This window comes from Sorangium sp. So ce296 (genome assembly GCF_051529605.1).
Taxonomy (GTDB): domain Bacteria; phylum Myxococcota_A; class Polyangia; order Polyangiales; family Polyangiaceae; genus Sorangium; species Sorangium cellulosum_D.
Genome location: NZ_CP150325.1, coordinates 12,008,332 through 12,021,224 on the forward strand (window position 1 = coordinate 12,008,332; position 12,893 = coordinate 12,021,224).

The window sequence follows — 12,893 nt, forward strand, 5'->3', positions numbered from 1 at the left end:
GCGGCCCGCGATTCAGGGGCTCTCGGCCATCCTCTTCCGGAGGCTGAGCGGGCGCATGTCCGTCCAGACCTCCTGGATGTACGCGAGACACTCCGCCTTGTTGCCCGTCTTGCCGGCCTCTGTCCAGCCGAGCGGGTTCTCTCGGTCCGCCGGCCAGATGGAGTATTGCTCCTCGTAGTTCACCACCACCTTGTAGAGATACGAGCACGAATCGGACGACTTGCGCGGTTGCCATTCAAGCCATACGTCGTCGAGGTAGCGGTACGTCGGGAGCGAATACGCCCGGCGCAGGGGGGGCGCGGCATCCGGCCGCTGGCCCCGGTGCCGAACAAAAGAGCTTGACACGCGTGAACGCTCCACGGTTTCCTAGCAGCCTCGACAATGCACGCGTAAGCATCGATCGCGTGCAACTCGGCGCGACGGCTCTTCGTGGAATCGCACCTGGTCGATTCTACGTCGAAGGGAGACGCGATCGGCTGCGGGGGCAGGTCGAGGACGGGGGGCGGCGCTGGATGATTGAGTCCTGTTGCGACTGAGACGGAACCATTCCGGCGCGCGCTCGGACCGCTGCGACGCGAGAGCGATGCTTGACGTGAACCACCCAATCCACCGTCCGTCTGAGACGGAGAAGAGAGCACGAGCATGAGGGAGCCCAGCTCGACACCGAACTGGCGCAATTTCGGGTCCAACCTGCCGGCCGGCAGCGATTCCGTGCCGCCGGGGGAAGGTTTTCCGATCAAGAAGATCTTGGCGCTCAACCTCGGCAAGTGGAAGGACACTGCCGGACTGCAAATCGCGCAGACGCTTCACCTGTTCGCGTACGGGTACAGGCGCTATCGCGAGGGGAAGTTCATCCTCAGGGCCACGTCCGACCTCGGGCTGGGCGCCATCTTCGAGTCCATCGACAACTGGGAGAGCTTCGATCAGTTCGAGGAGTTCTTCAAGCCGTGGACCTTCATCCGCAAGCCCTTCGTTGCGACGCGGTGGGCCGAGGACGCCGAGTTCGGGCGGCAGCGCCTCGTGGGGATCAACCCGGCGCACATCCGCCGCGCGACCCCGGCCGATCTCGCCGATTTCCTGAGCGGCGCCGAGCCCAAGCCGGTGACGATCGCCGACGGTCGCACGCTGGAGGCGGTGCGCGAGAGCGGGCAGCTCTACTTCCTCGACTACCGCATCTTCAAGGACATCGTCGACACCGACGTGCAGGAAGAGCTGGGCAAGTACCCGCTGGCGCCGATGTGCATGCTGCACCAGACCGCGGCCGGCGAGCTCTTGCCCGTGGCCATCAGGCTCGTGGACTCGCGCGCCGAGAAAGGGGCGCACCCCGACAAGATCTTCACCCCTTCGGGCCCGTCGGACGACTGGCTCACGGCGAAGATCGCCGTCGCGAGCGCCGACGCCATCTTCCAAGGCCAGGTGAGCCACCTGCTCTACGCGCACCTGATCGTGGAGCCGTTCGCGGTGAGCACCTACCGCAACCTGCCCGCGACGCATCCGCTCCATCAGCTGCTCAGGCCGCACTTCTTCAACACCCTGGCCATCAACGAGCTGGCTCGCCGGCGCTTCCTCGGGCGAGGGCGCTTCTTCGACATCACGAGCTCGGTGGCCAACATGGGCTCGTTCGAGCTCTTGACGCGCGCCTACAGCGGCAAGGGCGTCAAGGGCTACCGCGGCAAGCCCTACCGGTTCTACGAGAGCGCGCTCCCCCACGACCTGGCGGCGCGCGACGTCCGCGACCTTGTCGGCTATCACTACCGCGACGACGCGCTGCTGCACTGGGACGCGATCCAGGAGTACGTCGGGCAGGTCCTGAAGATCGCCTACCCGACGCCGGGGCGCCTGGCGAGCGACGCCAGCCTGCAAGCGTGGATGAAGGAGCTCGTGTCTCCCGAGCTCGGCGGCATGGATAGCCTGCTCCCGCCGGACAGTGAGAAACAGCTCGCGAAGCTCACGAGCCTCGACGACCTGATCGCGATCGCCACCAACGTCATCTTCACGGCGACCGCGTACCACGCCGCCGTCAACTTCGGGCAAACGGACTATTACACCTGGATCCCGAACGCTCAGTTTGCCACCTACCGCTCCTTCGGCGATGTCCTGAACGGCAGCGAGAAGCGGCTGTTCAAGCCGCTGGAGCGCCTCCCGGGGCGCGCGCAGAGCATCCGCCAGATGGTGCTCAGCCGCTCGCTCAGCATGGGACCGCCGCTGACCAGCGAGAGCCTCTTGACGATGAAGTGCCTGTTGCAAGATCCCGCGGCGAAGCAGGCGTTCGCCCGCTACCGCGAGCGCCTGGCGCACATCGAGCGGGAGATCACCGAGCGCAACCGCACCCGCGAGCAGCCGTACCTGTACCTGCTCCCGTCGATGGTCCCCCAGAGCGTCGCGATCTGATCGGCATGCGAGAAAGGAATTCGCCTCATGAGCATTCACATCGAAGAAGACGGGCGAGCGGACGCTGCCAAGGCGCCGCCCTTCGACTACCTGCAGGCCCTCCACAGCGCGCTGTCGAACGAGAACGATCCGGTCAAGCGGAAGCAGATCGAGGCCGGCATGGTCTTCAAGTGGCTGAGGGAGGAGCCGCTCCCGTTCCTCAGCCAGCTGCGGCGCGAGAAGCCCATCTTCTCCATCCCGGCCATCACGCTCGTGACCCGGTACAACGACGTCGTCGAGGTCCTCAACGCCAACGACGTCTTCTCGGTCGACAACATCGCGCCCAAGCTCGTCGAGAACGTGGGCCAGAACATCCTGGCGATGAACGATTCGCCCAAGTACGAGCACGAGAAGTCGCTCCTGCGCCTCGCGTTCCCGCGCGCCGATCTGCCCCGCTACCGTCAGATCGTCGTGGAGGAGGCGAACCGGCTGCTCGCCAAGGTCGGCGTCGACAAGCCGTTCGACCTCACCGGCGACTACGCGCTCAGGGTGCCAGCCGGCGCGATGGCCCGGTACCTCGGCGTCGGCGAGATCCCGACCGAGAAGGTGGTGGCGTGGACCCACGCGCTGTTCCACGAGATCTTCCTCAACCCGACCAACGACCCGGCGGCCGTGGCGGCGGCGAGGGCCGCTCGCCAGGAGGCGCTGCCGCTGATCGACGCGATCGTCGCCGCGCGGAAGAAGCAGCTGGCGAAGTCGCCCCCGCCAGAGCAACCGTCGGTGCTGGACCGCTACCTGCTCATGCAGGCGGTCCCCGAGACCTACGAGAGCGACGAGGGGATCCGCGACGTGATCCTGGGGCTGCTCATGGGCTGCGTGGACCTCAGCGGCGGCGCGATCGTCAACGCCCTGGTCGAGCTGATGAAGCGCCCGCGCGTCCTGCGCGACGCGCTCAACGTGGTGAACGTCGAGGACGACGCCGCCATCACCGGCTATGTGCTGGAGGCGCTGCGCTTCCGTCCCCCGTCGACCGGCGTCACCAGCCTCTGCGTGCGCGACTACACGGTCGGGCGCGGCACGCGGCACGAGGAGAAGATCCCCGCCGGCGCGCTGGTGATGGCCTGCAGCGCCTCGGCGATGCATGACCACGAGCACATCGACGCCCCGGACCAGTTCAGGCCGGGGCGCCTGCCGAGCAAGAACTACCTGTTCTGGGAGTCAGGGATCCACACGTGCCACGGCAAGTACGTGGCCATCCTGCACATCTCGCTCGCCGTCAAACAGCTGCTGCGGGCCGGCGTCCCCAGCGCGATCGACCCCCTGCCGCGCGTCCACGGGTACCCTGCGCCGTTCCGCGTGCGCCTGACCGCCGCCGAGGGCTGACCCGCTCCTCGCGTGGGGCGGCTTGGTCCTGGCGTCACTCCACCTGCACTTCCCGTCGCCTCACGCTCGCGCCGCCCCGCGTGTCGTGAACCACCGCCCACAGCGACACGCGCCCCGGCTCCGAGGGCGGCGTCCACGTGGTCCCGTTGCCCCCGCGGGAGGCGCCGGTCGTGTCGTTCACCAGGCGGCGCGCCCCCTCGAACTCGCCCCCGTCCGTGTAGTAGTCGACCCAGATCGCCTCGCGCGCCGGCGGACCCCCGAGGCCGGCGGCTTCCTCGTCCACCTCGGCGGCCTCCTCCGGCACGACGGCCTCGATCTCGTAGGTCGTGCACTCGTCCTCTGCCGGCTCGGTCCGGCCGCAGCCCTGGGCCTGCTCCTCCGACCGAACGCACCGCTTCACGACGGGCACACCGTCCTCGCCCGGAGTGACGGGTTTGCCATCGAGCTTCAGCGTGAAGTCGTCGATGGGCGGGTTCGCGTTCAGCCGCTCCTTCTTGAAGACGTAGACCTGCGTGTAGCCCACGACGAAGCTGTCCGGACCGAGCACCGTCCCGTCGTCGCCGACGCACTCCAGCGGAAACCCGGCCTTTTCGGGCGCCGACGCCACGCGTGTCCTGCCGGCGCACACGGCGAACAGCACGTAAGCCGACGAGTACACCGTCCCCGTCTCGGTGGGCCTCGCGTCCTTGAGGATCTCCTTGGGCAGCTTCCACGTGAACGAGACCGCATCGGGCTCGCCGCTCTTCTCCGGACCGCTCTCCTGCTGCGCGAAGGGGACGGTGCGCTCCTCGTCGCCGCCGCTGCCGCTGCCGCCATCGCCGGCGGCACCGCCGCTGCCGCCGGCACCGCCGCTGCCGCCGGCACCGCCGCTGCCGCCGGCACCGCCGCCACCCCCACCACTGCCGCCACCCCCACCACTGCCGCCGGCACCGCTGCCGCCGGCGCCACCACTGCCGCCGTCACCGCTGCCGCCGGCGCCACCACTGCCGCCGTCGCCGCCGGCACCGCCCGGATTCGCGACGATTCCCGCCGCATAGGTGCCCAGCCACTGCGGAATGCACCCGAGGTGCTCGTCCACCCCGACCGGCGGATTCACGCAGCCGCCCACCCACGTGACCTCGACCTTCCGCGGCGCGCCGTCCTCCGCGCCCTTCGCGTCGGCGTACGTCATCCGGAATGTCACGAGCTCCTCCGCCGCCGCGTACGGCTTGTCCGCCGTCACGGCGAGGACGCGGAGCCCCTTTACCTCGGACGAAGGGGCCATGTCGCTCCCCGCGCAGCAGGGGATGCCCACGGCCAGGGTCGAGAGCGCGGCGAGCAGCGCGCGACGAGCGGGCAGTGCGGTCCGTTTCATCAGAAATCTCCTCGCAGCCCGAGCGTGGGCAGGAAGGGGAGCCCCGTCACGTACTCCCGCTGCGTGTAGTTGAAGTTGTAGCTGATGCCCTCCGCCGCCATGTAATTGTAGACGTTCTGGATGTCGAGGTAGAGCCCGAGCTGCCACCTCTTGAATTTCCACGTCTTGTCGGCGCGGATGTCGAGCTGGTGGAACAGCGGCATCCGCTCGCTGTAATCACCCCCGAGCGGGATCGGCGAATATCTCGCAGAGGACGCGTGGTAGATCGCGTTCACCCGGTTCGGATTGCACCCCTTCTCCTCCGGATCGCAGACATAGGGCGTCTGCAGGTTGCCCGACACGAGCCGGAAGCGCGCGCCCAGCTCCCAGCCCCGGCCGAGCCGCAGGCTCCCGAGCACCGTGAGCACGTGCGTCTGATCGAACTGCGTGAGGTGCTCCTCCTCGTCGGGGCCGTCCTTGCGCACCGACCGCGAGAGGGTGTACGCCGCCCAGCCGAAGAAGCGCTCGTCCGGCTTGTACTTCAACAAAAGCTCGCCGCCGACCGCGTATCCGGTGCCGTCGTTGGCGTAGTCGTCCTTCTCCGGCGAGAAGACGACCAGCCGATCGAGCTGCTTGTAGAACCCGTCCAGCGTCACCTCGACCTGCGGCGTGATCTCCTGCTCCACGCCGAGGCCGTAATGCACGGCGCGGTTCGACTTGAGCTCCGCGTTGCCGAACGGCTCGATGCTCTCCGCGAACTGCGGCGCTTGATAATAAAGACCCACGCCCCCCTTGGCCGTCGTCCGCGGGAAGCCGGGCCGGATGTCGTAGCGCGCGTTGACCCGCGGGCTCACGTCGAGCGTCTGCGTATCGAGCGCGTAGTCGACCCGCACCCCGGGGACGATCCGCGCCCGCGACGAGGGGACGACCTCGAGCTCGGCATACGCGGCGGGCCGCGAGTACGCGCCGTCGAACGACCGGTCCTGGAACGGGTACGTCGAGAACGGCTGGTTCGACGGGTGGCCGGCGGGCTGCTGCGACGGCGCGCGGATGTTGACCGTGGCGACGCCGCCCGAGAGGTCGGTCCCGACGTTCATCGTGAGGTACCGCGCGAACCTGTGCGAGAGCTCCAGCCGCAGGTCGAGCGACGTCGAGACGACGTTGAAGGCGAGGGGAGAGATCTCGAAGTCGGCGATGTCCCGGCCGAGCGCCATCGACCACAGCAGCCGATCCCGGCTCCCGATCCGGTTCTCGTAGCTGAGCTGGAAGCGCTGGAAGGCGGTGTGCAGCCCGAAGTCGCCCGTCAGCGCCGGCTCGTCCTCCGGCGGCTTGTCCAGGGTGATCTTGAAGGCGTCGTCCGATCCGTAGAAGCTCGCGCGCACGCGCTCGCTCGCGGAGGGGCGGCCCTCGAGGACGAACTGGTAATCGTAGTAGACGGGCGCCTGCGTGACGCTGGAGCCCGCCTCCTTGAGCACGGGCCCGAGCCACGCGTCGACCCAGCTGCGGCGGCCCGCGGCGATGAAGGTCCAGTCCTTGAGGAACGGGACGGGGCCCTCGAGGAGCACGCGCCCGTCGATGAGGTCGAGCTGGACGACGCCGTGGTACTTGCCGTCCTGCTTCGGCGAGCGGAGCCCGACGTCCACGATGCCGCCCATGGCGCGGCCGTACACGGCGCTGAAGTTGCCCGGATAGAAGTCGATCTTCTCGAGCATCTCGGTCGGCACGACCGAGGAGAGGCCGCCGAAGTGGTAGATGATCGGCACCGGGGTGCGATCGACGAACGTGAGCGTGTCCTGGGGCGCGGACCCGCGCACGATGAGCAGCCCGAAGCCGCTGCGCGCGACGCCCGGCAGGCTCTGCAGCGAGCGCAGCGCGTCGCCGCCGGTCCCGGGGATGCGGTCGATCTCGCGCCGCTCGATCGTCCTCCGCGTCACCTCGCGCGGCGGGCGCTCCCCCTGCACGGTCACCTCGATGCCCGGCGCCGTGCCGTCCTGCGGCGCGGCGAGCGCGATGCGGTAGCGCACCTCGATCGCCTCGCCGGCCGCGATCTCCTCCTCGGCCGCGAACGGCTCGAACCCCGCGGCGGCGACCTCGACCCGGTACTTGCCGGGGGGGAGGTTCTTGAAGCGGAACTTGCCGCCCTGGTCCGTCTTCGCCTCCTCGCGGCCGCCGTCGGGGCGCACGAGGGTGACCGCGATGTCCGGGAGCGGCTCGCCGGTGCCCGCGGACAGGACGGTCCCGACCACCGTCTCGACGTCCGCGGGCGGCGCCGGCGCGGCCGCGTCGGCGGGCCTCGGCGTGAGCGTGAACGCGTACCGGTAGAGGATGCGCGCCGCCGCGGGCGTGCCGTCCGGGCGCCGCGCCGGCGCGAACTCCAGGCCGGGCGCGGCCGCGAGCGCGGCCTCGTCGAAGCCGTGCCCCCCCGGCGTCGCGACCTCGGCCTTGGTGACGCGCCCGGTCTTGTCGATGTCGAGCTTGAGGATGACGCTGCCCTCGACGCCGGCGCGCTGGGCCTCGATCGGATACGCGGGCGGGGAGTACTTGAGCAGCGTCGGCGGGCTGACGGCGGCGGGCGCCGGCGGGGGCGTGCCCGGCTGAGGGACGACGACCGCGCCGGCGCCGCCGCGGGGGACCGAGGCGCCGCCCGAGTCGCCCTCGGCGGCATTTGGCTCTGGGGGGGGCGCGCCGGCGGGCTGCGCGCGCGCTGCGCTGCCGGTCATCGCGACCGCGAGCAGCAGCGCTTCCGAGACGACGAGGCGCATCACGGAGGACGCTGTGGAAGGCATGCGGTCCGCCCTCTTGCATGGCGAGGCCGAGGCGGAAAGACGCATCGCGCAGCCAGGACCGTGCTTCACATTGCTTCACACGTTGGCCGCCGCGCGCGCGCACGTCGACAGCGCGCGGCGCGAGCGCGGGCGGCGCGCGGCGCGAGCGCGGGCGGCGCGCGGCGCGAGCGCGGGCGGCGCGCGGCCCGCGGCGCGATCAGCCGCCGACCTCGGCCACGAACCGGCTCACGTCGTCGCTGTCGCCCACGAGCAGCAGCGTGTCGCCGTCGCGGATCACGTAGTCCGGTGTGGGTGCCTCGAGCCGCGGCTTGTCGCCGGGCAGCTTGTTCGTGTGCGGCCGCACACCGAGCACGTTGATGCGGTAGCGCTGGCGGATCTTCGAGCCGGCGAGCGTCTGTCCGACGAGCGGCCCGTGGGCGTTCCAGGGCACGACGCGGTAATGGCTCGCGAGGTCGAGGAGGTCCTGCGCGAGCGGCATCGTGATGTCGGCGCCGACGCGGCGGCCCATCTCGGTCTCGAGCTGGATGACGCGGGTCGCGCCCACCGCGCGCAGGATGTCGGCCTGGCGATCGGTGGCGGCGCGCGCGATGATCTCGCGCACGCCCATCCGGACGAGGGAGGCCACGCAGAGCACCGACGGCTCGAAGTGCTCGCCGAAGGTCACGATCGCGGTCTCCACGTACTGCGCGCCGATCCCCTCGAGCACCTTGTGGACGGTGGCGTCGCCGACGAACGCGGCCGAGGTCTTGTCCTTCACGGCGTCGACGGCCTCCGGGTTGTTGTCGACCGCGATGACCTCGGCCCGGTTCTTCCAGAGGGTCTCGACGACCGACGTGCCGAACCGGCCGAGCCCGATGACGAGGACGCTCTTCGATTTCATGATCTCCGGTCGCGCGCCGCCCCCTCGGGGCGCGGCGCCGCGAAGGTCTCACGGATGCGCCGGGAGCGCCACGGGTCGCCGCTGCCGTCGCCGCCACGGCGTGGGTCGGCGCTGCCGTCGCCGCCACGGCGCGGGTCGGCGCTGCCGTCGCCGCGGCGGCGCGGCTCACGCGGCCCGCGCGGGCCGCGCCGCGCGTCGCGCGCCGCTCAGTAGAGCTCGTCCTGGTGCTGCCACCGCTCCGAGATCCACGCCTTCAGGTACGCGATCTCCTCCTCGTACGTCGTGAAGTCGTCGCGCCCGCTCCAGCCCTCGTAGCCCCGGTACGCCTCGCCCCACCGCGCCTCGTCCCGGCGCGCGCTCGCGTCGATGCGCTCCACGTAGCCGTCCACGATCCCGTGGATCTCGGCCTCGGCGAAGGCGCCGCGCAGGACCTGCCCGTAGCGGGCGCGCAGCGGGTCGCCGATCGAGGGCTCATCGAGGAGGCGCTCGAAGAGGAGGTTCGCGTCCCGGTACTCGACGCGCTCCGAGGCCGGCTCGCGCTCGGTCTCCCACGACTGGCCGAAGCTCGCGTTGAAGTCCCACGGCGCGTAGCGGAAGACGCCGTCCGAGGCCGGATCGCGGTAGTGGTAGCTGTTCTTTCCGGCCGAGTCGTTGGCCATGATGAACGTGACGAAGATCCACCAGTCCTCGTAGTCGCGCAGATCGATCCGCGACCCAATCTCGGCGGCGAACGTGGCCTCGTTCGACTCGGACACGAAGGTCACGAGATCGTCGAGATCCGAGAACGCCCCGGGCTCGCCCTCGGCCGGCGCCCCCTCTTTCTTCTCGAAGCCGTCGTGCAGCGTCTCCTTCTTCTCGCCGGAGTGGTCGATCAACGCGAAGTTCGCGTCGTGGCTGACCGCCTTGTAGAGGTTGCCGTCCTGCGGGTAGCCGTGGTCCTCCATCAGGTAGCCGTCGATGTGATCCGCGACGGTGTAGAGCCCGGCGTACTCCCCGTCGAGGTACAGGACGGCGCTGTAGGTCTTGACCTGGATGTGCTCGGGATCGAGGCGGTTCCAGAGGTCGTAGGCGAGGCGCTGCCGGACATAGGAGTTGTCGTCGAACGTGGTGATGAGCACGACCTTGCGACGATCGGTGAAGCCGCCCGCCTCGTCGGGCTCGTTGAACTTGTCGTCCTTGGGGAACTTGAGGGTGTAGCTCCGCTTCGGGTACGAGAGCGAGCTCTCGCCGCGGAGCTCCGCCTCCGCGGCGTACGTGTGGCCGCGGTAGATCACCGTGGCCGGGGCGTACTCCTTGTCCTTGGGGACCGGTGAGAGGAAGAGCACCGGCAGGCCGTACTCCTCGGGGTAGCGGGCCGGATCGACGACGGGCACGTTCGACGGATCGGCGAAGGCGTCGGCGACGCCGACCTTGACGCGCCCGACCTCGGACGTCTGCGCCACGCGGATCTCGATGTCGTAGACGGCCGCCTGATCGAGCCCGGGCGAGAACGTCACCTCGCGCTCGATCGGGTCGTAGGCGGCGCCCTCGGGGAGCGGGCCGACCTCGAACGCGTCGCCGGCGAGCGCGAGGCCGGTAGCGCACGCCACGGGGAACGTCACGGTCTCCCCCTCGAGGAGCCAGTGCGGCCCGCCGCCCGACGGATCGCAGCGCGAGCCCGCGTCGCTGGCGCCGGACGGCCCATCCGCCGCCGCGGACGAGCCGTCCGAGCAGCCGGTGGCATGCAGCGATCCGAGGAGCAGGGCCGCCGTCAGCGGCAGAAAAGGGTGAAAAGTTCGCATGGCATCAATCTTACGCGACCGCGCGCCAGCGTGGGGGGGTCGCGCGCGGGCTGGCTGGCTGGCTGCCTGGCGGATGAGCAGGCACGACAGTTCCGCCCATGAACGGGCCGCCCTCACGTAGGTGGCGGGCGGGTGGAAAACATGCAATCTCGCCCGTTCATGCTTCCACCGAGATCGCGGAAGACACGTCGATCCAGGGCCAGCGGGGCGCCTGGGGAGAGGCCGCCCGCGTGCCGCCGCTCCTGATCCTCACCTACGTGGGGTTCGTGAGCCTGGGCCTGCCCGACGCGGTGCTCGGCGTCGCGTGGCCCTCGCTGCGCGCCTCGTTCGGGCTCCCGCAGAGCGCGCTCGGCGCGCTCCTGGTCGGGACGGGCGTGGGGTATTTCTCGTCCAGCGTCGCGGCGGGGAAGCTCGTGGATCGGCTCGGCGTGGGCAAGCTGCTCGCGCTGAGCAGCGGGCTCATCACGGTCGCCCTGCTCGGTTACGCGGCGACGCCGGTCTGGCCGCTGCTGATTTTCTGCGGGCTGATCACCGGGCTCGGCTCGGGCGCGATCGACGCAGGGCTCAACGCCTACGCGGCGAGCAACTTCTCCGCGCGCCACGTGAACTGGCTGCACGCCTGCTACTGCGCCGGCGCGGCGCTCGGGCCGCTCATCGCGACGGCGGCGCTCACGACCACCGGCTCCTGGCGCTCGGGCTACGCGATCATCGGCGCGATCATGTTGCTCCTGACCACGGCCTTCGCCGTGGTGAAGGGGTCGTTCCGCGCGCGGGCCGCGGCCGCCGAAGGCCCGGAGGAGGCGCCGGCGCCGGGCGTCCCGCTCGCCGCGGCGCTGCGGCAGCGCCGCGTGTGGCTCCAGATCGCGGTGTTCTTCCTCTACACGGGCCTCGAGGTGATGCTCGGGCAGTGGAGCTTCACGCTCAACACCGAGGCGCGCGGCGTCGCGGCGGAGACGGCCGGGGTGTGGGCGGGCGCCTACTGGGGCAGCATCGGCGTCGGGCGCGTCGTGCTCGGCATGGCGGTCGATCGGGTGGGCGCGGACCGGCTCCTGCGCATGGCCACGGTGGTGGCGCTGCTCGGAACCGCGCTGTTCGCCGTCGGCCCGGCCTGGCCAGGGGCCGCGGGGCTCATGCTGGCGGGGCTCGGCCTCGCGCCGATCTACCCGACGCTGATGTCCCGCACCCCGGCTCGGCTCGGCCCCTACACGGCGCACGCGATCGGGTTCCAGGCGAGCGCGGCCATGGTCGGCGGCGCGGTCCTGCCGAGCATCGGCGGCGTGCTCGCCGCGCGCGTGGGGCTCCCGTCGATCGGCACGCTCGCGGTGCTCACGGCCGCGGGCCTGTGGCTGCTCCACGAGATGCTGGTCCGGTCGACGCGCCCTCGGGGCACGAGCGACGGCGCGTAGGCATACCGCCCGGCCTCGAGCTCAAGGCTCCGGCCGCTTCGGGGTGATGCGCACGCGGATGGTCGCCGGCGGCGGCGCGCCGGCGATGGACAGCGTCATGGTCCGCCCATCGGGGAACGACCACGACGCTCTGCCGGTCACCTGTCCATCGATCACACAGCCGAGGAACGCCTCCTCGGCCTTGCACTCGTCCGGGATCACGAAGCTGCGCTGGCCCGGCTTGCCGAAGAGCCGGACCAACGCGGCCTCGGTGTCGCGCAACGCGCCGGCGAGGCCCCCCGCATCCTCGGCCGGGTCGATGACGAGCTCGACCGCCGAGAGACGGCCGTCCGTGAACTCGAGCTGCGCCGAGGCGCCCGGGAGCTCCCCGGAGGGCTTGCCGCTGCAACGGGCAGCGCCTGCGGCCTCGCTCCACTGGAGCCCGGCCCCCCAGCAGGTCGCGGCGGCCTCATCCATCAATTCGCCAAAGACGAAGCCGGCGGCGCCCGGCGGCGGGGCAGGGGGGCGAGCGTCGCGGCGGGGCTCCTCATGAACCAGAGGCGCGCTCCCCATGCCCTCGCCCAGCTCCTTCTTTCGATGATGCGCCTTCGCGCACTGGCCAAGGACGTTGAAGCCATGGATCGCTGAGATCCCGGAGACCACGATCCCGGCGCCGCCGACGAGGATGCCCGCCTCGGGGCTGATGGCGTACGGCTTATACTCCCTGGCCCAAACCCCGGTCTCGGTCGCGGCCGGAATGATGAGCGTTAAAACCATGCTGGACACGATGGAGATATCCATGATGGCCCACCACGGGTGATCCGTGCAGTCCAGCGCCGCCTCGGGACCCGTCTCCTCGGGGTCGGTCTTGGGTCCGCGGCTGAAGGCGAAGGAGCAGCCCGCGCACGAAAGCCCGAGCCCGCCCGCGACCAGCACCGCCAGCATCCGTGTCTTCTCGCGCCCATCCATGATCGC

The 12,893-nt window shown here is 70.5% G+C and carries 9 protein-coding genes; 3 read left to right on the forward strand and 6 right to left on the reverse strand.

The genetic code is table 11. The features are described from left to right. Positions 1–12: 12 nt before the first annotated feature. Positions 13–189 (reverse strand): MbtH family protein, encoded by a 177-nt coding sequence (locus WME98_RS44295; RefSeq protein WP_437954093.1) that lies wholly within the window; start codon positions 187–189, stop codon positions 13–15. A gap of 453 nt (positions 190–642) precedes the next feature. Here WME98_RS44295 and WME98_RS44300 point away from each other — a divergent pair, with 453 nt between their 5' ends. Together WME98_RS44300 and WME98_RS44305 are read left to right on the forward strand one after the other, a co-directional pair. Continuing rightward, positions 643–2,391, forward strand: coding sequence for a lipoxygenase family protein (locus WME98_RS44300; protein WP_437947647.1), 1,749 nt, complete (start codon positions 643–645; stop codon positions 2,389–2,391). Between the two features lie 27 nt (positions 2,392–2,418). Further along, positions 2,419–3,753 carry a cytochrome P450 gene (locus WME98_RS44305; RefSeq protein WP_437947648.1) on the forward strand — a complete coding sequence of 445 codons (1,335 nt, stop codon included), beginning with the start codon at positions 2,419–2,421 and terminating at the stop codon, positions 3,751–3,753. 34 nt (positions 3,754–3,787) lie between these two features. Here the strand turns inward: WME98_RS44305 and WME98_RS44310 are convergent, their stop codons facing one another. The 4 genes from WME98_RS44310 to WME98_RS44325 form a co-directional block, all read right to left on the reverse strand. After that, positions 3,788–5,107 (reverse strand): hypothetical protein, encoded by a 1,320-nt coding sequence (locus WME98_RS44310; RefSeq protein ID WP_437947649.1) that lies wholly within the window; start codon positions 5,105–5,107, stop codon positions 3,788–3,790. After that, a complete protein-coding gene (locus tag WME98_RS44315) occupies positions 5,107–7,872 on the reverse strand; it encodes a TonB-dependent receptor domain-containing protein (RefSeq protein ID WP_437947650.1) in 2,766 nt (921 codons plus the stop codon). Before WME98_RS44315 ends, WME98_RS44310 begins: the two co-directional genes overlap by 1 nt. 196 nt (positions 7,873–8,068) lie before the next feature. Then, positions 8,069–8,752 (reverse strand): potassium channel family protein, encoded by a 684-nt coding sequence (locus tag WME98_RS44320; RefSeq protein ID WP_020735879.1) that lies wholly within the window; start codon positions 8,750–8,752, stop codon positions 8,069–8,071. 206 nt (positions 8,753–8,958) lie between these two features. Beyond that, the gene (locus tag WME98_RS44325; protein WP_437947651.1) at positions 8,959–10,533 is read right to left on the reverse strand and encodes a CotH kinase family protein; all 1,575 of its coding nucleotides are present in this window, start codon (positions 10,531–10,533) and stop codon (positions 8,959–8,961) included. Positions 10,534–10,763: 230 nt separating this feature from the next. On the opposite strand from WME98_RS44325, the gene WME98_RS44330 reads away from it, so the two are divergent. Further along, on the forward strand, positions 10,764–11,939 hold the full coding sequence (locus WME98_RS44330; RefSeq protein WP_437947652.1) for an MFS transporter: 1,176 nt from the start codon (positions 10,764–10,766) through the stop codon (positions 11,937–11,939). 21 nt (positions 11,940–11,960) lie between these two features. On the opposite strand, the gene WME98_RS44335 is transcribed toward WME98_RS44330, so the two are convergent. Beyond that, entirely contained in the window at positions 11,961–12,887 is a 927-nt protein-coding gene (locus tag WME98_RS44335; RefSeq protein ID WP_437947653.1) for a hypothetical protein, read from the reverse strand. Positions 12,888–12,893 lie beyond the last annotated feature (6 nt).

What these genes read in the sequence shown, in the direction of transcription:
- WME98_RS44300 (WP_437947647.1), top strand. Translation starts at nt 643, where the DNA reads ATGAGGGAGCCCAGCTCGACACCGAACTGGCGCAATTTCGGGTCCAAC.
- WME98_RS44305 (WP_437947648.1), top strand. Translation starts at nt 2,419, where the DNA reads ATGAGCATTCACATCGAAGAAGACGGGCGAGCGGACGCTGCCAAGGCG.
- WME98_RS44310 (WP_437947649.1), bottom strand. Translation starts at nt 5,107, where the DNA reads ATGAAACGGACCGCACTGCCCGCTCGTCGCGCGCTGCTCGCCGCGCTC.
- WME98_RS44315 (WP_437947650.1), bottom strand. Translation starts at nt 7,872, where the DNA reads ATGCCTTCCACAGCGTCCTCCGTGATGCGCCTCGTCGTCTCGGAAGCG.
- WME98_RS44320 (WP_020735879.1), bottom strand. Translation starts at nt 8,752, where the DNA reads ATGAAATCGAAGAGCGTCCTCGTCATCGGGCTCGGCCGGTTCGGCACG.
- WME98_RS44325 (WP_437947651.1), bottom strand. Translation starts at nt 10,533, where the DNA reads ATGCGAACTTTTCACCCTTTTCTGCCGCTGACGGCGGCCCTGCTCCTC.
- WME98_RS44335 (WP_437947653.1), bottom strand. Translation starts at nt 12,887, where the DNA reads ATGGATGGGCGCGAGAAGACACGGATGCTGGCGGTGCTGGTCGCGGGC.